Origin of the sequence: Effusibacillus consociatus (assembly GCF_042652925.1) — a bacterium.
GTDB lineage: Bacteria > Bacillota > Bacilli > Tumebacillales > Effusibacillaceae > Effusibacillus > Effusibacillus consociatus.
Genome location: NZ_JBHSHC010000105.1, coordinates 1 through 21,336 on the forward strand (window position 1 = coordinate 1; position 21,336 = coordinate 21,336).

The 21,336-nt window shown below is 50.2% G+C and carries 25 protein-coding genes and 1 pseudogene; 19 read left to right on the plus strand and 7 right to left on the minus strand.

Translation table 11 applies throughout. The features are described from left to right. On the minus strand, nt 1-343 hold a 343-nt coding region (locus ACFO8Q_RS13720; RefSeq protein ID WP_380026379.1), incomplete at its 3' end, for a hypothetical protein. Between the two features lie 204 nt (nt 344-547). Between ACFO8Q_RS13720 and lspA the strand changes: the two genes are divergently transcribed. The 11 genes from lspA (at nt 548) to pyrE (ending at nt 11,769) form a co-directional block, all read left to right on the plus strand. Next, a complete protein-coding gene (gene lspA, locus ACFO8Q_RS13725; protein ID WP_380026380.1) occupies nt 548-1,000 on the plus strand; it encodes a signal peptidase II in 453 nt (150 codons plus the stop codon). 20 nt (nt 1,001-1,020) lie between these two features. Beyond that, the gene (locus tag ACFO8Q_RS13730) at nt 1,021-1,956 is read left to right on the plus strand and encodes an RluA family pseudouridine synthase (RefSeq protein WP_380026402.1); all 936 of its coding nucleotides are present in this window, start codon (nt 1,021-1,023) and stop codon (nt 1,954-1,956) included. A 110-nt stretch (nt 1,957-2,066) separates the two neighbouring features. Beyond that, nucleotides 2,067-2,255: a hypothetical protein gene (locus ACFO8Q_RS13735; protein WP_380026381.1), complete on the plus strand. Its 189-nt coding sequence runs from the start codon at nt 2,067-2,069 to the stop codon at nt 2,253-2,255. Further along, a complete protein-coding gene (gene pyrR / locus ACFO8Q_RS13740) occupies nt 2,239-2,784 on the plus strand; it encodes a bifunctional pyr operon transcriptional regulator/uracil phosphoribosyltransferase PyrR (protein ID WP_380026382.1) in 546 nt (181 codons plus the stop codon). The genes ACFO8Q_RS13735 and pyrR overlap by 17 nt, the downstream gene beginning before the upstream one ends. An 11-nt stretch (nt 2,785-2,795) precedes the next feature. Further along, nucleotides 2,796-3,404 carry a solute carrier family 23 protein gene (locus tag ACFO8Q_RS13745; RefSeq protein WP_380026383.1) on the plus strand — a complete coding sequence of 203 codons (609 nt, stop codon included), beginning with the start codon at nt 2,796-2,798 and terminating at the stop codon, nt 3,402-3,404. Between the two features lie 224 nt (nt 3,405-3,628). Next, the gene (gene pyrB / locus ACFO8Q_RS13750) at nt 3,629-4,594 is read left to right on the plus strand and encodes an aspartate carbamoyltransferase (protein WP_380026384.1); all 966 of its coding nucleotides are present in this window, start codon (nt 3,629-3,631) and stop codon (nt 4,592-4,594) included. A 20-nt stretch (nt 4,595-4,614) separates the two neighbouring features. Further along, entirely contained in the window at nt 4,615-5,895 is a 1,281-nt protein-coding gene (locus ACFO8Q_RS13755) for a dihydroorotase (RefSeq protein WP_380026385.1), read from the plus strand. Nucleotides 5,896-5,960: 65 nt separating this feature from the next. Further along, the gene (carA, locus tag ACFO8Q_RS13760) at nt 5,961-7,055 is read left to right on the plus strand and encodes a glutamine-hydrolyzing carbamoyl-phosphate synthase small subunit (protein ID WP_380026386.1); all 1,095 of its coding nucleotides are present in this window, start codon (nt 5,961-5,963) and stop codon (nt 7,053-7,055) included. 1 nt (nt 7,056) lies between these two features. Beyond that, complete coding sequence (gene carB, locus ACFO8Q_RS13765) at nt 7,057-10,359, plus strand: carbamoyl-phosphate synthase large subunit (RefSeq protein WP_380026387.1); 3,303 nt, start codon at nt 7,057-7,059, stop codon at nt 10,357-10,359. 49 nt (nt 10,360-10,408) lie between these two features. Further along, nucleotides 10,409-11,143 (plus strand): orotidine-5'-phosphate decarboxylase, encoded by a 735-nt coding sequence (gene pyrF / locus ACFO8Q_RS13770; protein WP_380026388.1) that lies wholly within the window; start codon nt 10,409-10,411, stop codon nt 11,141-11,143. After that, nucleotides 11,140-11,769: an orotate phosphoribosyltransferase gene (gene pyrE, locus ACFO8Q_RS13775; protein WP_380026389.1), complete on the plus strand. Its 630-nt coding sequence runs from the start codon at nt 11,140-11,142 to the stop codon at nt 11,767-11,769. Before pyrF ends, pyrE begins: the two co-directional genes overlap by 4 nt. 80 nt (nt 11,770-11,849) lie before the next feature. On the opposite strand, the gene ACFO8Q_RS13780 is transcribed toward pyrE, so the two are convergent. After that, entirely contained in the window at nt 11,850-12,251 is a 402-nt protein-coding gene (locus tag ACFO8Q_RS13780; RefSeq protein ID WP_380026403.1) for a thiol-disulfide oxidoreductase DCC family protein, read from the minus strand. 138 nt (nt 12,252-12,389) lie between these two features. On the opposite strand from ACFO8Q_RS13780, the pseudogene ACFO8Q_RS13785 reads away from it, so the two are divergent. After that, a pseudogene (locus ACFO8Q_RS13785) lies at nt 12,390-13,515 on the plus strand (RNA-guided endonuclease InsQ/TnpB family protein). A 104-nt stretch (nt 13,516-13,619) separates the two neighbouring features. On the opposite strand, the gene ACFO8Q_RS13790 reads toward ACFO8Q_RS13785, so the two are convergent. The 4 genes from ACFO8Q_RS13790 to ACFO8Q_RS13805 form a co-directional block, all read right to left on the minus strand. Beyond that, nucleotides 13,620-14,378: an MBL fold metallo-hydrolase gene (locus ACFO8Q_RS13790; RefSeq protein WP_380026390.1), complete on the minus strand. Its 759-nt coding sequence runs from the start codon at nt 14,376-14,378 to the stop codon at nt 13,620-13,622. 70 nt (nt 14,379-14,448) lie between these two features. Next, nucleotides 14,449-15,000, minus strand: coding sequence for a DJ-1/PfpI family protein (locus ACFO8Q_RS13795; protein ID WP_380026391.1), 552 nt, complete (start codon nt 14,998-15,000; stop codon nt 14,449-14,451). 128 nt (nt 15,001-15,128) lie between these two features. Beyond that, entirely contained in the window at nt 15,129-15,440 is a 312-nt protein-coding gene (locus ACFO8Q_RS13800) for a hypothetical protein (RefSeq protein ID WP_380026392.1), read from the minus strand. A gap of 73 nt (nt 15,441-15,513) precedes the next feature. Beyond that, complete coding sequence (locus ACFO8Q_RS13805) at nt 15,514-15,771, minus strand: hypothetical protein (RefSeq protein ID WP_380026393.1); 258 nt, start codon at nt 15,769-15,771, stop codon at nt 15,514-15,516. 304 nt (nt 15,772-16,075) lie between these two features. Here ACFO8Q_RS13805 and rplU point away from each other — a divergent pair, with 304 nt between their 5' ends. The 6 genes from rplU to ACFO8Q_RS13835 all read left to right on the plus strand — a co-directional run bounded on the left by rplU (nt 16,076) and on the right by ACFO8Q_RS13835 (nt 19,585). Next, a complete protein-coding gene (rplU, locus tag ACFO8Q_RS13810) occupies nt 16,076-16,387 on the plus strand; it encodes a 50S ribosomal protein L21 (protein ID WP_380026394.1) in 312 nt (103 codons plus the stop codon). Continuing rightward, entirely contained in the window at nt 16,387-16,725 is a 339-nt protein-coding gene (locus tag ACFO8Q_RS13815) for a ribosomal-processing cysteine protease Prp (protein WP_380026395.1), read from the plus strand. The genes rplU and ACFO8Q_RS13815 overlap by 1 nt, the downstream gene beginning before the upstream one ends. Nucleotides 16,726-16,739: 14 nt before the next feature. Next, a complete protein-coding gene (gene rpmA / locus ACFO8Q_RS13820; RefSeq protein ID WP_380026396.1) occupies nt 16,740-17,036 on the plus strand; it encodes a 50S ribosomal protein L27 in 297 nt (98 codons plus the stop codon). 84 nt (nt 17,037-17,120) lie between these two features. Further along, complete coding sequence (locus ACFO8Q_RS13825) at nt 17,121-17,879, plus strand: Spo0B domain-containing protein (protein ID WP_380026397.1); 759 nt, start codon at nt 17,121-17,123, stop codon at nt 17,877-17,879. 10 nt (nt 17,880-17,889) lie between these two features. After that, entirely contained in the window at nt 17,890-19,176 is a 1,287-nt protein-coding gene (gene obgE / locus ACFO8Q_RS13830; protein WP_380026398.1) for a GTPase ObgE, read from the plus strand. Nucleotides 19,177-19,192: 16 nt separating this feature from the next. Continuing rightward, nucleotides 19,193-19,585 (plus strand): M67 family metallopeptidase, encoded by a 393-nt coding sequence (locus tag ACFO8Q_RS13835; RefSeq protein WP_380026399.1) that lies wholly within the window; start codon nt 19,193-19,195, stop codon nt 19,583-19,585. Here the strand turns inward: ACFO8Q_RS13835 and ACFO8Q_RS13840 are convergent. After that, nucleotides 19,578-20,381, minus strand: a complete 804-nt coding sequence (locus tag ACFO8Q_RS13840; protein ID WP_380026400.1) for a sulfite exporter TauE/SafE family protein — start codon at nt 20,379-20,381, stop codon at nt 19,578-19,580. The genes ACFO8Q_RS13835 and ACFO8Q_RS13840 overlap by 8 nt on opposite strands. A 213-nt stretch (nt 20,382-20,594) precedes the next feature. Here ACFO8Q_RS13840 and ACFO8Q_RS13845 point away from each other — a divergent pair, with 213 nt between their 5' ends. Next, nucleotides 20,595-20,816, plus strand: coding sequence for a hypothetical protein (locus tag ACFO8Q_RS13845; protein WP_380026401.1), 222 nt, complete (start codon nt 20,595-20,597; stop codon nt 20,814-20,816). The last annotated feature ends 520 nt before the right edge of the window (nt 20,817-21,336 follow it).

Here is a 21,336-nt window from a genome sequence, read left to right on the forward strand (position 1 = left end):
ATAGCTTCACTGGGTTTAGTTTCCTATTGCCTTTAGAGGTACTCCCTGCCTCGGATATTTTCAGGGTAGGGACGAAATATGTGTATGATCCTTCCCCTTTTTCAACTTCCTTTGGCGTAACATTTTTCCACTCTTTACCGCCATGTTCTGTTCGCAAAATGTGACCGTTGTCATTCACTCCCCATCCTACTGAAGGGTTAAAAAAACGAATCCGTTTAAGGTTCAAACTAGCGGATGTGGTCTCAGTTTTTTCGGCTGGTGTGACATTGTTGATAGCATCTTTTTGTTCGGAACATCCTGTTAGAACCAGAATCATAAGCAAAAAAGCAATTGTAAATCTCACTATCTCCGACTCCTTTTTAATACGACGTCTCCGCTTTCCACGTTTCGAATTTTTAAAGGGATGGTTTCCCGCTCAGTTATAGTTTAGACCTGGAGCAATCACTTTTTTACGTGACACTTCTAAAGTTGTCACCATTCTCCAAGTTATGCTACAATTGGCACGCTTGGAATGGTACGAGTAAAGGTTAAGTAAGAGGGTGACAATATGCTGTACGGAATCGCTGCAATAGTGGTAGCGCTTGATCAACTGACGAAATATCTTGTGAAAACTTATATGACAGAAGGGGAATCTTTTCAGGTATTGGGAGACTTCCTTCGTATCACTTCCCACCGAAATCCGGGTGCCGCATGGGGAATTCTGGCGGGACATCGTGAGCTGTTTGTTGTGATTACCATTGCGGTGATTATTGGAGTTGCCTATTACGCCCGCCGGGTAAAAAGCGGATTGGTTCGTGTCGCGCTTCCCCTTTTAATGGGCGGCGCAATCGGAAACCTGATCGACCGGGTGCTGTACGGGGAAGTGGTTGATTTTGTTGATATTCGGATTATCAACTATCCGATCTTTAATGTTGCCGACTCAGCAATCGTAATTGCTGTCGGATTGATTTTGTTGGACACATGGAGAGACTATCGACGTGAGCAGGTGAGCAAGGCATGAGCGACCTGGTTCCACAGGAAATGGAAGAACAGGATTTTGCGGAAACGGAAAGTTTTCGAATCCATGATGAAGATGCGGGAGAACGGATTGACCGATTTTTGGCGGAACGTGTAGCCGACTTGTCGCGATCCCAAATCCAAACTCTGATAGAAGATGGAGCGGTGTTGGTACATAACAAGCAGGTGAAATCGAACTATAAGCTGCGGGTCGGGGATGAAGTGATTTTGACACTTCCGGAACCGGAACCGTCAGAAGTGGAACCGGAAAACATTCCGCTGGACATCGTTTATGAAGACAGCGACGTTGTCGTGGTCAATAAACCGCGGGGCATGGTTGTGCATCCGGCGGCCGGACATATGAAGGGAACGCTCGTGAACGCACTGCTCTATCATTGTAAAGATCTGTCCGGGATTAATGGGGTACTCCGTCCCGGAATCGTCCATCGCATTGACAAAGATACTTCCGGTTTGCTCATGGCGGCAAAGAACGACAAAGCCCATCAAAGCTTGGCAGAGCAGTTAAGAGCTCATACTGTGACCCGCAAATATATTGCAATTGTACACGGGGTGGTCAACCACGAGTTAGGGACAGTGGATGCTCCTATCGGTCGCCATCCGGTTCACCGTTTGAAAATGGCTGTGGTGAAAAGCGGCGGTCGTCATGCGGTCACTCATTTTGCAGTGTTGGAAAGGTTTAAACAGTATACGCTGCTGGAATGCAAGTTGGAAACCGGCCGCACTCACCAGATACGGGTTCACATGGATTTTATCGGCCATCCGCTGGCGGGAGACCCTGTATATGGCCCCAAAAGAACCTTGGATATCGACGGGCAAGCATTGCATGCCCAGGTACTCGGGTTTAACCACCCGTCTACCGGAGAATACATCGAATTCAGCAGTCATATTCCTGCAGACATGGTACGTTTGATTGAAGAACTTCGTCATAAGACGGACTGATGATTGCGTGTACAACACCTTGACTGAATATCAAGTTTCTGATACCATTTTGAGGACAAATGAGTTCCTTTAAACTGATCCCGTGAGGTCGGTAAGGAGAGCGGACAAGTGTGCCAAGAATACAGATCGGTTTGCGAACCGGTCTGGGCACACGTATCAAACCACGCCAACAAAGCGGCGATTTGACGAGAGCTTCTTACCTGCGGGCAAGAAGCTTTTTTGCTTTCCGGATACCGGAACTTCTGAAAGCTAACACTGTTCGGAAAGGAGTGATTCAAAAGTATGGGAATTGCTTTTAAGACACAGCTTCTGGACGAGCAGGCCATTCGCCGGGCATTAACGCGAATAGCGCATGAGATTGTTGAGAAAAACAAAGGAATTGAAGATATTGTTCTGGTCGGGATCAAGACCCGCGGGATTCACCTGGCCGAGAGATTGGCTGAACGAATCAGCTCGATTGAAGGCTTGCAGATCCCTGTAGGGTCGATTGACATTACTTTGTATCGCGATGACCTGAACGAAAAGGGGGAACAGCCTCAAATTCAAGGTCATGAACTGCCGGTCTCGATCAAAGATAAAAAAGTGGTGTTAGTGGATGACGTTTTGTACACCGGGCGAACGGTCCGGGCTGCACTGGACGCGCTGATCGACCTTGGCCGTCCGAAACTGATTCAATTAGCGGTTCTGATCGACCGGGGGCACCGGGAGCTTCCTATTCGACCTGATTACGTGGGAAAGAACGTGCCTACTTCGCAGAGTGAAGTGGTTGCGGTTCACGTGAAAGAAATCGAAGGTGAGGACAAAGTCGTTCTTATGGAACTCACTTAGGAGGAGAACAGATGTCTCGACAAAGAGTAATTGACGTTCATGAGAAACTGCCGGTTGCACAGGCGCTTCCACTTTCCCTGCAGCACCTGTTTGCCATGTTCGGAGCGACAGTTTTGGTTCCTTTCTTGACCGGACTGAATCCTGCTGTGGCGCTGCTGACAAGCGGTATCGGGACTTTGCTTTATATCTTCCTGACAAAGGGACAAATTCCCGGATATCTCGGTTCGTCCTTTGCGTTCATCGCCCCTATTATCGCTGTCTCCAAGGCCGAAGGACCCGGCGCAGCTTTGTTTGGCGCTTTTGTATCAGGAATTGTATATATCATCGTGGCTGCGATTGTTTCCAAATTCGGAGTCCGCTGGCTGGATCGTTTACTGCCTCCGGTGGCGGTCATGGGCGGGATTTCCATTCTGCTGTTTGGCATCATCGCGTCTGCAGGTCTGCGGATGCTGGTGGAGTCGGGGATAGACTACAGCAACAAGCGCAATCTGATCCTATCAAGCGTAATCATGGTCGTAGGGGTTGGAGGGATGGTTCTCCATCTCGGCCAAATCTCAATCGAAAGCATGGCGCTTGCCACATTCGTTGGCATCGTTCTGAATCTGTCCTGCCGGATCTGAAAGAAGAACAAACGGAATAAGATCCAAAACTGAAGTGCCTTTAAACCGGTCCCGTGAGACAGGTAAGGTGCCATGAGGATACTTAAGCATGTGGTGTGCAAGCCACACCCTGCCTTTCGTATGCACTGGTTCCTTCCTTTCGGGAGGAGCCATTTTTATGATCATCCATTTTTTAAGTGATTCTGTGGAATCCTGAGTAGAGGAATTAAAAGGAGGACTCCGTGATGGAACGTCATGTATTGGGGGCTAAACAGTTTAATCGGGAACAACTGGAGGCAATCTTGGGAGCGGCTCAGGGAATGGAACAGGTAGCCCGCAGCGGAGGCAGCCATTTGCTGACCGGAAAAGTTATGGCCTCCCTGTTCTTCGAACCGAGCACAAGAACCCGGTTTTCTTTCGAATCGGCGATGACGCGACTGGGCGGCCATGTGATTTCAACTGAGAACGCATCACAATTCTCCTCCGCAATTAAAGGAGAAACACTGGAGGATTCGATCCGGGTGATTTCTTCTTATGCAGATGTGATCGTTATGCGCCACAACGAGATCGGGGCGGCGGCCCGGGCCGCGAAGGTTTCCGGTGTTCCGATTTTGAACGCGGGTGACGGGGCGGGTGAACACCCGACACAAGCGTTGCTGGACCTATATACGATTCAAAAAGAGCTCGGTTCCATTGACGGAATTTCGATTGCGATGGTCGGTGATCTGACTTACGGAAGAACGGTTCACTCTCTGGCGTATGTCTTGGCCAATTTTCGAGATGTAACCATCTGGTTTACGGCTCCGGAGAATACCCCGATTCCTCAAACAGTCAAGGATTATCTGGATGAAAAAGGGATTCGCTACCATGAAGAATCGGATCTCCGGCATGTGGCGGAACGTGTGGATGTGCTGTATCAAACCCGGGTACAAAAAGAGCGCTTCCCGTCACAGGAAGAATACGAGAAAGCGGCCGGCCGTTATATTGTGGACCGTGCTTTGCTTGACCGCATGAAAAAAACAAGCATCGTTATGCATCCGCTGCCGCGGGCGGGTGAAATTACACCCGATTGTGACGAAGATCCGCGTGCCGCTTACTTCCGGCAAGCAGAAAATGGAGTGTACCTTCGGATGGCACTCCTGGCGCAAGCGGTTGGCAAAGGGATTTCTTTGGTAACGAAACGTGATGTTCAGGACACGATGATCGGATAGTAAATGTGGAGGTGGAAAAAATGGGTATCCTACTGAAGAACGGCAAGCTGTTGGAACTTGAGACGGGAGAATTGCTTCCGCGTGAGATTCTCATTGAAGGAAAAACCATTCAAAAAATTGCAGAACAACTCGATACAACCGGACATGAAGTTGTTGATCTTGGCGGAGGCGTGATCGTGCCAGGATTTATTGATATGCATGTTCATCTCCGCGACCCCGGTCTTGAATATAAAGAAACGATTGAGACAGGCACACGGGCGGCTGCGAAAGGCGGATTCACCACCGTTGCTTGTATGCCGAACACCAAGCCGATTTTGGATACGCCGGAATTGATGAACTATATTTACGAAACAGCGGAGAAAACCGGATATTGCAAGGTGGTTCCTTATGCCGCGATTACCTGTGGTGGGCGCGGTGAAGAGTTGACCGATATGCAGGCTTTAAAAGAAGCCGGTGCCGTCGGGTTCACCGATGATGGAGTTGGAGTTCAAGTTGCGGGCATGATGCGAACCGCAATGGAACGTGCCAAGGAGCTTGGACTTCCAATTGTGATTCACGCCGAGGACGAATCGCTCTCCGGCAAAGGCTGCATGAACGAAGGCGAAGTTTCGAAAAGGTTGGGACTGCCGGGCATTCCGGGAGTTGCAGAATCGGTTCATGTTGCACGCGATGCTTTGCTAGCCGAACTGACGGGTGCTCATCTGCATGTCTGTCACATCTCGGACGCTAGTGCGGTAGACGCCGTTCGATGGGCCAAACGGCGGGGGATTCGAGTTACCGCAGAGGTTACACCGCATCACCTGCTTTTGACCGATGAGGGAATTGACGGTACGGATGCCAACTGGAAAGTGAATCCGCCTCTGCGTACGGAGAACGACCGGAAGGCATGCCTGGAAGGTTTGCTGGATGGAACGATCGATATGATTGCAACTGACCACGCACCTCACTCGGTGGAAGAAAAACAGCGGGCGTTTCAAGTGGCTCCATTCGGATTTGTCGGCTTGGAAACGGTGTTCCCGCTTCTCTACACCGAATTGGTAGCGAAATCTCAACAAATGACACTTCAACAGTTGGTACACAAAATGGCCGTCGCGCCTGCCGAAGTATTTGATCTTCCGGGAGGCCGGGTTGCAGAAGGCGGAGTGGCGGACCTGACCGTTCTGAACTTGGAAGAAGAACGAATCATTGATCCGAATGACTTTGCTTCCAAAGGACGAAACACCCCGTTTGCCGGCTGGAAAGCGAAAGGATGGCCGGTGTTGACGGTTTGTGAAGGAAGAATAACACATAGTCGCCCATAAAAGTGACTTTAAGCGTTGAAAACGGAAAAGATCGAGCGAGTTTTTCTAATGAAGGAGTGAGCCGCATGCGAGCAAGATTGATACTGGAAGACGGAACCGTATACGAAGGAACGGGATTCGGAGCAACGGGTGAGTCATTTGGCGAGATTGTGTTCAACACAGGGATGACCGGTTACCAAGAAATCCTGACGGATCCGTCCTACTACGGACAGATCGTGACAATGACCTACCCGTTGATTGGCAACTACGGGGTGAACATAGACGATGTTGAATCATCGAAGCCCCACGCCTTCGGGTTTGTTGTGCGCGAATCGGCTGATTATCCGAGCAACTGGCGGAACATGGAGCGAATTGCGGAATATCTGGAGCGTAACGGGATCATCGGCATTTCCGGAGTCGACACCCGTTCTCTCGTCCGACGGATTCGTCAACGGGGAACCATGAAGGCAGTACTTACGACATTGGATACCCCGATGGAAAAGATTCAAGAGACGCTGCAGGGATCACTCCCCAGAGATCAAGTGGCCAGAGTGACGACTGCTTCCGTATACCGTTGTCCGGGAGACGGTCCGCGAATCGTAGCGATGGACTTTGGAATGAAAGAGGGAGTCCTGCGCTCACTGTTGGCTCGTGGATGCGATCTCACTGTTGTTCCTGCTCATACAAAGGCGGAAGAAATTCTGAACTGGCATCCGCACGGAATCATGCTGTCAAACGGACCCGGGGACCCGGCTGACCTGCCGGATATCGTGGATACGGTAAAACAACTGCTTGGCAAAGTGCCGATTTTCGGGATCTGCATGGGACATCAACTGCTGTCACTTGCATGCGGAGCGAAGACTCAGAAGTTGAAATTCGGACACCACGGCTCGAATCATCCGGTCAAAGACCTGACAAACGGCCGCGTTTACATTACGTCGCAGAATCATGAATACCAAGTGACGAAAGAGTCGTTGGAAGGGACCGATTTGGAGCTGACTCATGTCAATCAGAACGACGGAACGGTGGAAGGGGTAAGGCATAAGATTCATCCCGCTTTTTCCGTGCAGTATCACCCGGAAGCTCGACCGGGTCCCGATGACTCTGATTATCTGTTTGACCGGTTTATGGATATGATCGAGAAACATTATGAAATTCCGTTTGTCGGGGGGAGGAACTAGGATGCCGAAACGTACAGATCTCAAAAAAATTCTTGTAATCGGTTCAGGCCCGATCGTCATTGGCCAGGCAGCCGAGTTCGACTATGCCGGAACACAAGCTTGCCAAGCGCTGAAAGAAGAAGGTCTGGAAGTCGTGCTGGTCAACTCAAATCCGGCTACGATTATGACTGACCCTGATATAGCGGATCGCATTTATATTGAACCGTTAACACCGGAGTTTCTGGCGCAGATTATCCGGCAGGAGCGTCCTGATGGCCTATTGGCAACTCTAGGCGGCCAGACCGGTCTCAATATGGCTGTTCAACTTGCCGAAAAAGGGATCCTGGCGAAAGAAGGGATCGAACTGCTGGGTACTCAGCTGTCCTCGATTCAGCAGGCGGAAGACAGAGAGAAATTCCGGTCGTTGATGAAGGAGCTTAACGAACCCATTCCGGAAAGCGCCATTGTAACCACGTGGCAGGAAGCTCAAGAATTTGCGCATGAGATCGGATTTCCCATCATCGTCCGTCCGGCCTATACACTCGGCGGAACGGGCGGCGGTATTGCAAGCAACTGGGAGGAGTATAAGGAGATTATCACACTTGGATTGACACTATCGCCGATCACACAGGTGTTGGTGGAGCGGTCCATTGCGGGTTACAAGGAAATTGAATATGAAGTGATGCGTGACCGGAACGACAACTGTATTGTGATTTGTAACATGGAGAACATTGACCCGGTCGGTATTCATACAGGCGACTCGATAGTAGTGGCTCCGAGCCAGACTCTGTCTGACCAGGAGTACCAGATGCTCCGCTCTGCATCACTGAAAATCATTCGGGCACTTGGCATTGAAGGGGGCTGTAACGTTCAGTTGGCTCTCGATCCCGATTCGTTCCGATATTATGTGATTGAAGTAAATCCGCGGGTCAGCCGCAGTTCGGCACTGGCTTCCAAAGCGACCGGTTACCCGATTGCAAAAGTGGCTGCGAAAGTGGCTATTGGCTATACCCTTGAGGAGATCATCAATCCCGTAACCGGACAAACCACCGCTTGCTTTGAACCGGCACTCGATTATGTTGTCACGAAAATTCCACGCTGGCCGTTTGACAAGTTCGTCTCTGCCAAGCGGGTATTGGGAACTCAGATGAAAGCTACCGGTGAAGTCATGGCCATTGAGCGATCATTTGAAGCGTCCTTGCTGAAAGCAGTGCGTTCGCTTGAGATCGGATTGGATTCTCTCGACCTGCCTGAAGCTGCGGAGCTTACGCAAGATGAGCTTGAGAAGCGTCTGGTCCAAGCTGATGACGAGCGGTTATTCCTCCTGGCGGAATCGTTCAAACGCGGATACACGGTGGAGAAACTGCATGCCCTGACTAAGATTGACCCATTTTTCCTGAACAAGATTGAGGGAATTGTGCGGTTCTGTGAATCGTTGGCAGGGACGGATGCGGCAAAGGGGCTTGACCAACGGACACTGAAACAGGGGAAGCAGCTTGGACTTACTGACAAAACGATTGCACGTTATACGGGAATCCCTGAAGATGAAATCCGGTCCCAACGGAACGCATCGGGACTGCGCCCCGTCTACAAGATGGTGGATACATGTGCGGCTGAGTTTGAAGCGCAGACTCCGTACTACTATTCGGCTTACGAACAAGAAGACGAAGTTGTGGACAGCGACCGGCAAAAAGTGTTGGTGCTGGGCAGCGGTCCGATCCGTATCGGACAGGGGATTGAATTCGACTACTGCTCTGTTCACGCTGTATGGGCTCTTAAAGGTGCCGGGTACGAATCGGTCATCATTAACAACAATCCGGAAACAGTGTCAACCGACTTTAATACATCTGACCGGCTGTATTTTGAGCCTCTCCATGTTGAAGATGTCATGCATGTGATTGAACGTGAACAACCGGAAGGTGTGATCGTACAGTTTGGAGGCCAGACAGCAATCAATCTGGCGGCTTCGCTTTCCAGAAGAGGAGTCAAGATTCTTGGAACCTCCTTGGAAGACATCGACCGCGCCGAGGACAGAGAGAAGTTTGATCAGCTTCTGACCGAGTTGGATATTCCACGGCCTGCAGGAAAAACGGTGTTTACGGTGGAAGAGGCGATTGAAGCCGGCCGCAAGCTTGGATATCCGTGCGTCGTGCGTCCCTCCTACGTGTTGGGCGGTCGTGCGATGGAGATCGTCTACAATGAAGAAGAACTGCTGTACTACATGAATCATGCGGTAAAAGTCAGTGACGAGCATCCTGTTCTGATCGACCGTTACCTGATCGGCAAAGAGGTTGAAGTGGATGCGATTTCTGACGGGGATACGGTCCTGATTCCCGGAATTATGGAGCATATCGAGAGAGCGGGAGTACACTCGGGTGACTCGATTGCGGTTTACCCAACCCAATCCATCACCAATGAAACAAAAGAACAGATTGTCGAGTATACGATCCGAATCGCTCGCGCCCTGCGAGTTAAGGGATTGCTGAACATCCAGTACGTGGTGCATGGCGGTCAGGTGTACGTGTTGGAAGTAAACCCGCGCTCCTCACGCACAGTGCCATTTTTATCGAAGGTGACAGGGGTTCCGATGGTGGATGTGGCTACCCGGGCGATTTTGGGTGAGACCCTTACCGAAATGGGATATGAAAATGGGCTCTGGCCGGAACCAACAGAAGTATCGGTCAAGGTGCCGGTCTTCTCGTTCGCTAAACTCCGCCGGGTGGATGTCACGCTTGGGCCGGAAATGAAGTCGACCGGAGAAGTGATGGGGTCTGAAAGAACGTTTGCTAAGGCGCTGTATAAGGGCTTGTTGGCGGCGGGAATTCGAATCCCGGAGTCAGGTACAATCATCGCAACCGTTGCGGATAAGGACAAACAAGAAGCGCTCGACATCCTGCGGGGATATGCGGAGCTTGGTTTTAAGATCACGGCAACGGGCGGAACCGCTCGATTCCTGCAGGAACAAGGAATCCCGGTGGAAGCGGTCAAGAAGCTGTCGGAAGGTTCTCCGAATCTGGTGGATTTGATTCGTGCGGGACAGGCTCACATGGTGATCAACACCTTAACCAAAGGGAAAGAACCGCAGCGGGATGGCTTCCGAATTCGACGTGAAGCGGTGGAGCATGGGATCCCGTGTCTTACTTCGCTGGATACAACCCGAGCCATGCTTGAGGTTCTGCGTACCATCAAGTTCACGACCAAACCGCTTGGCGGGATGGTAGAGATGCAAACGAAAACAAAGACGGCAGGGATCCCGGGTACCCCTGAGGGTCCGGTTCGCGATACCAATCAAGTGGAAGGAAACGCTTTTCTGGGTTCCAAGTAGGAAGTGCTCGGGTTGGGGAATTTGTGCGGTTGCGCTAAGGAGGAGTTGCATGTTGGAATCAAGAAACTTGGCTGAACGGATCTATGTGGCCCTGGATTACGACAGTTTGGATGACGCTCTGAGGTTGGTGGGTCAACTCGGAGACGGTGTGCGGTCTTATAAAGTGGGAATGCAGCTTTTTTATAAAACCGGTCCGCTGGTCCTCGAGCGTTTGCACTCCGAAGGATGTCATGTGTTTCTGGACTTGAAATTTCATGATATCCCGAATACGGTCGCAGGTGCCGCAAGTTCTGCAACGTCGCTGGGTGTCTCGATGATAAATGTCCATGCGGCGGGCGGTTTCGAAATGATGAAAAAGGCAAAAGAAGCGGCCGCTGAGACAGCACAGGCCCTGGGGATTCCTGCACCGCTTGTTATAGCTGTAACACAACTGACGAGCACCAACCAACAGATGATGAACGAACAAATCGGAATTCCGGGTTCAATTGAGGATGCGGTGATCCGTTATGCAAAGCTTGCACGAGAGGCCGGACTTGACGGGGTGGTGGCGTCCGGCCGGGAGCTTCGTGCAATTCGGGAGGCGTGCGGAGATCAATTTGTCACTGTAGTGCCCGGCATTCGTCCGGCTTGGGCAGCGGCAAACGATCAAAAACGGATTCTCACCCCGGCCGATGCTCTGCGAGCCGGTGCTCACAAGCTCGTGATCGGCCGTCCGATTACACATGCGGCCGATCCACGGGAGGCCGTAACACGAATCCTTGAAGAGATGGGGGAGCTTTCATGACAATCTCACAAACCATTGCGCATATGCTGCTGCAAATTAATGCGGTCGCGCTGCGTCCGCAGCAGCCGTTTACATGGACGTCGGGCATGAAATCCCCGATTTATTGTGACAATCGATTGACGATGGCATATCCACAAGTGCGGGATCTGATCGCGGAATCGTTTGCCGACCTGATTAACCGGGAATGGGGCCAGGTCGACGTGGTCGCCGGTACCGCAACTGCGGGGATTCCGCATGCCGCTTTTGTATCCCAAAAGTTGTCGCTGCCGATGGCTTACATTCGTTCCAGCGCAAAAGGCCACGGCAAGGAAAACATGATTGAGGGCATCATCCGTCCCGGACAGCGGGTTGCCGTCATTGAGGATTTGATTTCAACTGGAGGTTCCTCCGTAAAAGCAGCTAAGGCCGTGCAAGACGCAGGAGCAATCGTGGTTGGGGTAGCAGCGATTTTTACCTATGGGTTCGAAAAAGCGGTCCGTACCTTTGAGGAGACTGAGATTCCATTGCGGACGCTCACCTCGTATGACAACCTGCTTGAAGTTGCGGTTGCAAAAGGCTATATCACGGAACAAGAAGTCTCTCTGCTCGCTTCGTGGCGGAAAGATCCGGAGAATTGGCAGAAATAGCTGCATCAACCCTTTTTGCGGCATGATTTGTCAACGGACACGGTACTGCCTATTGGCTTAGCCGGGTCCGTTCCATCTGTTCAGATCAAGAAACGGTCGCGGACGTCTTTGGTTGGATTCATGCAGCTGTCCCGCCGTCCCCAAAACTTGTACCGGTTTTTGGCTACCCAGCGATACACCCAATCCCTCAGAGGCTTCGGCACGAGAATGAAAATAAATAAAAGCTTCCAAAGTCCGTCCAGCTTCTTGCAGATATGAAGTACTGCGGTCGATTGCGTAAAGCACTTTTGTTTTTCAATCAGAACGATCGAGTCTGGAATCTGTGCATGGGTAAAAAATTGGGCCAGCATAGCTTGAGCAGTTTCGGACTGCAAAGAAGCGAACCGAAAGCGCCTGTGCCTGTCACGACGAATTATGAAATTGACCCAATAGTTGCAGAAATTACAAACACCGTCAAATAAAACGAGTGAAGTGTTGTTCATCACATCTGGCGCAGGAGACTCCGTACTTCTGGAAGTCGGAGAGGAATGCGCCTTCCCTCCTCTTCTAAAAAAATACTGGATAAATCTTACTCCTTACACTATAATCAGAACATAGGTTCGTGTTGAGGAGGTGGAAATATGCAAATCACGGCAACCGCCAAAATCAAAATTTCTCCGACAGAAGAGCAGAAAACCCTGCTTCTTGCGGCAATCCAAACCGTTAAAAAAGCCTTGAATTACACTTCTCAGTTCTCGTTTAAGCAAAAAGTGTTTCAACAAATCCCTTTGAATAAACAAGTATACAGAACCCTGCGCTCCGAATTCGGCCTTCGCTCTCAAATGGCACAAAGTGTCGTAAAAACTGTCGTTGCCAAGTACAAATCCATGCAATCCAACGGTGTCACCGATACCCTTGCCAGTTTCAAAAAGCCGGAATATAATCTCGTCTATAATCGGGGATTATTCGCTGAAAAAGGGAGCTCTTTCGTTAAATACCCTTGAAGGCCGTATCAAGGTCCCTTTTGAAATCAAGGGAATGGAGCATTTCTTGGATGGAACCTGGAAATTCGGAACCGCCAAACTGGTTGCGAAAAAAGGAAAATTCTTTTTACATATCCCTATGACCAAAGAAATCCCCGATGCAGATCTCAATCAAATTCAAAACATCGTCGGAATCGATTTGGGGATCAACTTTCTTGCCACCACCTATGATTTGAAAGGCGACACCCTTTTCTATAAAGGACGACACATCAAAACGAAGCGAGCCCAGTTTGCCAAAGTACGAAAGTCGTTGCAGCAAAAGCAAACACCTTCTGCCTGCCGCCGCTTGAAGGCGATCGGAAATCGAGAAAACCGTTGGATCACGGATATCAATCATCAAGTCTCAAAGGCACTCGTAACCCGAGCGGGAAAGAACAGTTTGCTGGTGTTGGAAGACTTATCCGGTGTACGCTCCCAAACGGAAAAGGTGAGGCGAAAAGATCGATATGTTATGGAATCCTGGGCTTTTGGTCAACTTCGGAACATGATTGAATACAAGGCGGCTTTCAATCAATCCAAGGTCGTCGTCGTTGACCCGGCCTACACTTCCCAATCCTGTCCCAAGACCAACTGCCATCATACAGAGAAATCGAACCGAAACAAAAAGACCCATACCTTCTCCTGTAAAAAATGCGGGTACACAACCAACGATGATCGGGTTGGAGCCATGAATCTTCGGCAAAAGGGAATCGAGTACCTCGCCGAAGTTGCTGCAGGTGCATGACACTTTCGGTACGGGCAGCAGTCAACCTTCCCCGATGTACCAACACGCTCGCTACTTAAGCGCTTAAAAGATAGGAGACTCTTTCGAGTCGTTTGAACTATTGGTTAGGTACAAGCTCCCACTTCAAACGTGTATACGTTAAGTGGGGGTAGTTGACAGTTCGCCACAGTGTCGCGGATCCGCCTGACTTCCGGTGCAGGAAGCGGGATGAGGTTTGGGTAGCTGTACATAAAGCTTACCCAGCTTCGGTCTGCGACCACATAGATAGTGTCCCCGGTAAGCAACGCTCCTCTGCCTTCTGCACCTTGTTTCCAATGAAGGACGGAGCTCCCGCGGAAGTGACCTCCCAACCGGATAAGTGTAACTTCTTCAGTTAATGACAGAGTGTCACCTTCCCAAAAGTGAATCCGGTCACTTTGACGCATCACCCATCCACGATCTGCTTCGTGCAGGTAAACAGGAACATCCAATTTTTCCGCCCATTCCGCCAACGCCGAAAAGTAATGGGGGTGGGAAATGGCAATCGCCTTAAGTCCTCCCAATTTCTTTACTTTGGTGATCGTGTCCTCATCCAGGAAAGGAATGCAGTCCCACAGGATATTCCCTGCCGGTGTCTGAATCAGCAGCGCTCTCTGCCCGATTGCAAACTGTGGCTCGATGCCGATTCCAATCAAATTTCTTTCTTCTTCCCGGAAGAAGGAATGGAATCCTTCGTTTTTCAATTGCTCCAGTGTTGTCCACAGCTGACCCTTGTGACCTACGTATTGTCTCTCATCTTGACAAATTGGGCATTCTGGCGGCGGAGTCGCAGTTGCGGGAAATTGTGTCCCGCACGTTACACAGATCCAATTGGTCATCCTCATCCTCACGCTCCTTCACAAGATAAACACCCCATTCGGCATGGGGTGTTCAGTTGGTCATTTTCCTGACAACTTATTTCCTCAACAGAGCAAGGAATTCACGCATAAATCCTGGCAGATCGGGCCACGCGTGGCCGGAAACCAGATTTTGATCCACATGCAGGGTTTCAGTTACATATTCGGCGGCCAGATTTTCAACATCGGGCCGGCATGCGGTATAGGCCGTCATGCTTCTTCCCTTCAAATGTTCTTTTACGACAGTCAGCACCTGAACGGCATGGCAAATCGCTCCGACAGGCTTCCCGGTTTCAAAGAAATGGCTCACAAGCCGGGGGACGTTGGAGTCCAAACGAATATACTCGGGAGCGCGGCCGCCCGGAATCAGCAACCCGTCAAATTCGGCAGGATTCACATCTTCAAAAGATACATGGCTCTCCAGCTGATATCCCGGTTTCTCGGTGTATGTATCCAGATTTTCAAAATCATGCACCACTGTACGCAGAACCTTTTTCTTAGGTGAAGCAATTACCGCTTCATATCCTTCCTCCAGCAAACGGTAGTAAGGATAGTAGACCTCTAAAGCTTCGGCTGCATCCCCGGTCAGAATCAATACCTTCTTTGACATGGCAATCCCCTCCGAATTATGAAATTCAGCACCACATTCTATATTATAAGCTAGTATTTTCCAGTAGAACAGGTTTTTTAAAATCTCTTTTCATTGCAAAAAAAGGCCGGAAAATCACCGGCCCTGTATTACGAACAGTATTCTGACAACACCAAATGGAACGCTTCGTCATTCTCATAATCACGGATTCCGTAAACGTCCCGGTAAATGGATTTGATGATCCTCAGCCATTCCCGGGTCGAAAGGTGATGTTTTGCCAATGGGTGATACATCAGGTGAAGATTCATCGCTCTTCCGTATTCGGACAATGCCGGCTGATAGTATTCGATCGGGCAGAACTCGGCGCCCATTTTCCGGAAAAATTGAATGCGTTTGATACCTTGGGAATCATGAACTTTTTCGGTCTCAAAGACGACTAAGGACGGCAATTTGCCGCGCATTTCCATCGCATCCTGCACGAGCAGATTGATCGTTGCACGGTATAATTCTGTGCCAATTCCGGTCCCGCGGACGCTAGGGATGGGCGCAAATGTAGGAGATGAACCCGTAATTTTTGGTCACAACATAAGAGGAAAGAGTAAAACCTACCAACTTGCCCTCCGATGCGGCTGCGAGCAAATGCTCACGGCCTGTTGGCAGAGAGCGGAGTCTTGCCGCGATACTCTCGGTGGTTTCTGCCAAACTTCCTTGAAACGTCTCATGATACAGGGCCATTGCTTCGCGAAATTCACGGCTGTTCAGGTCGTGAACTTCTTGAATCCGGGCGTTCATGATATGACCTTCCTTTTCGGCTTTTGGCCGTCCGATTTCCGGCATCAGTACCGGTTACTTTTATGATATAATGGGGACAAGCAATAATACAAGTGAAGCAAGACCTACAAGAAATGCGCGAAACCCGTATGATTCATTGACATAAGAGATTCGATTGTGGTACCATAATCCGGTGAGTAGTAGGCGTACAGTCCTGCACTCATTGCAACCGCATGGCACGGGTTCCGAAATCCCGGATCTCCCTGAATAGGGAACTGGGTACCTTGGCAGACAGCGAGTCTAAATGAAGAGGAGGTGCTGTAGCATGTACGCAATTCTCGAAACTGGCGGTAAGCAGTACAAAGTTCAAGAGGGCGATGTACTCTACATTGAAAAATTGGCTGCTGAGGAAGGCGAAACTGTCAACTTTGACAAGGTTCTCCTCGTTGGCAAGGAAGATGGCGTTGTAGTAGGCGCTCCGACCGTTGCCGGCGCTACTGTTTCCGCAAAGGTTGTTAAGCATGGCAAGGCTAAGAAAATCATCGTCTTCAAATACAAGGCGAAGAAGAACAGCCGCAAGAAGCAAGGCCATCGTCAACCATACACTCAAGTTCAAATCGAGAAGATCAATGCCTAATGATTAAAGTGAATGTACACCGCGATCCCCAAGGAAGAATTGTCTCGTTTCGGGTGCATGGACATGCAGGTTTCGCGAATGCGGGCAATGATATTATCTGTGCAGCCGTATCGATCCTTGTCCAGAATGGAGTCAACAGCATCGAGACTCTCTTGAACGTTAGGATTCCCGATGCAAGCCGTGACGGATTCGTGGAATGCGAAATTCCATCCTTAGAAGGTCGTGTGTCTGATCAAGTACAGTTGTTGTTGGAAAGTATGGTGTACGGCTTACGGTCTCTGGCGGAAGAATACCCCAAACACGTAAGCGTGGCAGATAAACGAAGAATTGAACTTTAAAGGAGGTGCACACAATGCTGAAGCTGAATCTTCAACAGTTCGCGTCCAAAAAAGGGGTAGGTAGCTCCAAGAACGGTCGTGATTCGATTTCCAAACGTCTGGGTGTGAAGCGCGCAGACGGCCAGGTCGTGACCGCAGGCAGCATCCTCGTTCGTCAGCGTGGCACCAAGATTTATCCGGGTACCAATGTTGGCAAAGGTGGAGACGACACCTTGTTCGCAACCGTTGCAGGCCGTGTTGCTTTCGAGCGCATGGGTCGCGATAAGAAAAAGGTTTCCGTTTATCCGCTTGACGAAGTAGCTCAGGCGTAAAACGATTGGTACAAGTAGTTCCAGCCCAGCCTTTCTTGATTTGGCTGGGCTTTGTCTATTCGATGGTGAGGACGGGTGACACAAATGGAACGAAATGAGGAGAGGCCGGCCTCCAAGGTAAGGAAAGCAGCCCTTTACACGGCTGGAATTCAGGCCGGGTTTGCTGTTGGAATCGGGACTGTCGCTCTTTTGTCAGGGGATTTTTCTTGGTTGATTGCAATCTCTTGTACCGTTTTATTGGGAAGTGCGGTTTGGACACTGTGGTATCTGCCCAAACCGATACTGAATGCACTCCACTCCGCCGAACAAAAAGGACGTAAAAATGCGATTCAAATGCTTTCTCAATACCGGCATGATGTAATGAATCATGTGCAATTGATAAAGGGATATCTTCAGTTGGAGAAGTATGACCGATTGCAGGGACCGATCGAGAAATTGGTTTCTGATGCACAGCGCCATAGCGTTTTATCCAATCTTCCGGGAGTGACTCTCCCTTACACTCTGATTGAGCGAGATTTGACGGCATCGATGTTGCAATTGTCCGCTGAAGTGACAACCGGAGTACAGAACTGGAATCCGGAATATGAACTCAAATTGCTGGATCTGCTGACCGAATTGGCTGATGCGGGTGAAAACCTGTCACAGGAACTTGGGATTGCGGTGGAATGGAAGATCAAAATACACAAACAAGCAGACAAAGAAGCTATAACCCTGCACGTTTTGGGGGAACATGTGAATGATACATACATTGAAGCAGTGATCGGGGAATTCGTTCATAAGGGGTTCCATTTGCAGGAACGGATTCATGATGAACGGCAGTATATCTTGGCATTCGGAAGTTAGGTGAAATCCAGTGTTTGTTGATGTTGCGAAGATCTATGTAAAAGGGGGCGACGGAGGGAACGGGATTGTCTCTTTCCGTCGTGAAAAGTATGTTCCGGAAGGCGGGCCTGCCGGCGGTGACGGCGGAAAAGGCGGCGATGTAATCCTTGTTGTGGAAGAAGGGCTTCGCACGCTGCTCGATTTCAAATACCAGCGTCATTTTAAAGCCCCGAGGGGCGAATATGGGAAACCGAAAAATCAGCATGGAGCCAATGCAGAGGACATGCTGGTCAAGGTCCCGCCCGGCACGACCGTGACCGATGCAGACACAGGGGAGTTTCTTGGCGATTTGACCCGGCATGGACAGCGGTTGGTCGTAGCACGCGGGGGGCGCGGCGGCCGAGGGAACACTCGTTTTGCTTCGGCTGCGAATAAAGCTCCCGAGATTGCAGAAAAAGGAGAGCCGGGGGAGGAACGCAACATCCAGCTTGAATTGAAAGTCATTGCGGATGTTGGATTGGTCGGGTTCCCAAGTGTTGGGAAATCTACCCTGATATCGGTTGTTTCCGCTGCACGACCAAAGATCGGTGCGTATCATTTCACAACGTTGTCCCCGAATCTGGGAGTTGTTGATGTCGGTGACGGACGGAGTTTTGTGATGGCAGACCTCCCTGGTTTAATTGAAGGGGCACATGAAGGCCATGGGTTGGGCCACCAGTTTCTCCGCCATGTCGAGCGGACCAAAGTGATTATCCATGTGGTTGATATTGCGGGTACGGAAGGCCGGGACCCGTGGGAAGACTATGTGAAGATTACTGAAGAATTGAAGCTCTACAATGAAAAATTGGCCGCACGTCCAGTGGTAGTCGCTGCCAATAAGATGGACTTGCCTGATGCGGAAGCGAATCTGGAAGAGTTTCGCAAGAAGCTGGATCCTTCCATTCCGGTGTTTCCCGTTTCAGGGGTCACGAAGGAAGGGATTCAACAGCTTCTGTACGCGGTGGCTGATCTGTTGGATACACTTCCGGATGTGGAAGAAACGGTTCTGGATGAAGTGGACGTCACAGAACGCAAAGTCTACCGGCTGGAAGATGATGAGGATCATTTCACCATTACCCGGGATAATGAAGTGTTCGTTGTTCATTCGCCGAAGATTGAGAAGCTCATCAAAATGACGAATTTCGATCAATACGACGCGGTGAAGCGTTTCCAGCGAATCATGAAACAAATGGGCGTGGATGATGCGCTCCGCCAGAGGGGCGCGGTGGACGGCTCGGTGATCCGAATCGGTGATTTGGAATTCGATTTTGTTGAATAAGTAAGGGGAGTTGTTCATGCAAATCCCTAAGAATGTTTGGGAACAACTTATCCGTCATTTCAGGTGTGAGCTTCCGCGGGAAGGTGTAGGAGTGTTGACCGGCACCCCAGCAGGGGTCCACTATTTGAAATTGCAGAATACCGCTCAGAACGAGGCCCATTTTCGCGTATCTCCGCAGGAATGGGTCTCTCTTTTGCATGCTCTGGAAGAAGGAAACGAACGGCTGCTTGCAATTGTCCATTCTCACCCCTCCACCCCGGCTGAACCTTCGTCCGAAGATCTCGAAGGGTTTTCCTACCCGGATGCATACATGCTGATCGTCTCGCTCCAGCATCCACACGCCCCGGAAGCGGGACTTTACAAAAAAACAGGACAGCGAATCGAACGCTGCCCTTTCGAGATCATTTGAAGATCAACCGGATCGCCACGAGAATGAGCGTAACAGCCAAAATCCGTAAGATCGTCTTAGCCGGTAATTTAGCGGCCACCCGAGCTCCAAGCTGTCCTCCCAAAAAAGCGCCAGGTGCCAGATACAAGGCCTGCATCCATACCACGTTGCCCAATGCAATATGAGAAATTGTTCCGACCAGCGAAGAGAGCATGATGGTAAACATAGAAGTTGCCGTGGCAATATGCGGCGGGAAGGAAAGCAGAAGCACCATGGTGGGCACCATAATGGAGCCGCCGCCGATCCCTAACAGAGAAGAAACAAAGCCGGTCAAAAAGCTGACGGCCATTCCAAACCCGCGATGGAAAGAGTATGTAAAAGTCTCTCCTTTCGCATCGGTAAATTCGCGTGTTACCGTAGCAGGGAGAAAGTTTCTTACCGGTTGATTCGGCTTCACAAGCAAAAAGATCGAAACTGCCATCAAAAACAAGCCGAACACCACGTAGAAGATTTTTCCGGAAAACGCCTCCGCCAACATGGCTCCGACGATCGAACCGGGGACCATGAGAAGGGCGAACCAGGCTCCGCTTTGGAAGTCAATTTTCTTCTGGCGGGAGTAGGCAAGCGTACTCGAGATGGAGTTCACAAACAGCACCGCCATGGAAGTGCCGATGATCAATTCCGGTTCCGCATCAAACAGGAAGATCAAAAACGGGATCATGATAAATCCGCCGCCAAGCCCCACAATGGAACCGGCGAACCCGGCCAAGCCACCGATCAGAAAAAGCCACAAGCTGTCCAATGAAAAAACGTCCACTCCATTCATCTCTCCCTGACTGTATTTCATATACCCGATGGTCTATTCGACATTACCACATTACCACAATTTACTCGTTTCTCACATAACCGACATAAAAATCCCCCTTTCACATAAGACACCTGTCGTCGCAAATACTATCCAAGGGATAAAACGCATGAAAAGCTGGGATCCTTGTGGAGTCAATCATTCTCAATAGGGAGGGGAAGCAGGATGGCTGATGACAAAGACCTGAACGGACAATTCGCGTGCTCCCGAGAAGAGACGGATCGCCTGAAGGCGAAAATGGAAGGGCTGCACGCGGAGTTGGAGGGGCACAGCCGTGACGATGCGCATACTCGGGCACGCCTCGGGAAAAGCTTCGGCAGACCCGAGGGGGAGATCCTCGAGGAAGTCGACCAAGTGCAGCAGCAGCTCATCAACTGCAACCGTTAACCAGGCCTTTTTTCGCGAGTCCCGACAAGGAACCTGACAACTTCGTTGGGTTCCTTGTCTTTTGCTGTCCGAGGGCCCGGCGGGCGGTTGCCCCTTCTCTTTGGAACATCTGGCAAACCCCAACAACGTCCAAACCTGATCCGAACAACAAAAACCCATCGGTTCAGGGCAACCCCGTCGAAGCGGGAGGAAAGACATGGTACTTTTCTCCTAAAACGGGAAATAGGATTTTTGCTGTAGTCTCCGCCGAACTAAACGGCACTTATCTCTCCGTCGGGTCGGAGACGCTTGACTACGACGCCATGTTGCAGATCGTGAAGGGGATTACTTGCGTAAATTGCGAGTAGCAAAATACGATGAATAGGTTTTAAGTCGGAATGTTGCTGGCATGCCCGGCTTTTTTGACGGGAATCATGGTAAAATAAGGTAGAGATGAGGGGCATGGTTTTTAATTTTGGCTGAGTTCAAATATAGTGTTGCCTCCAAACATTAGTTCTGGTAATCTTCAGATATACAGAAC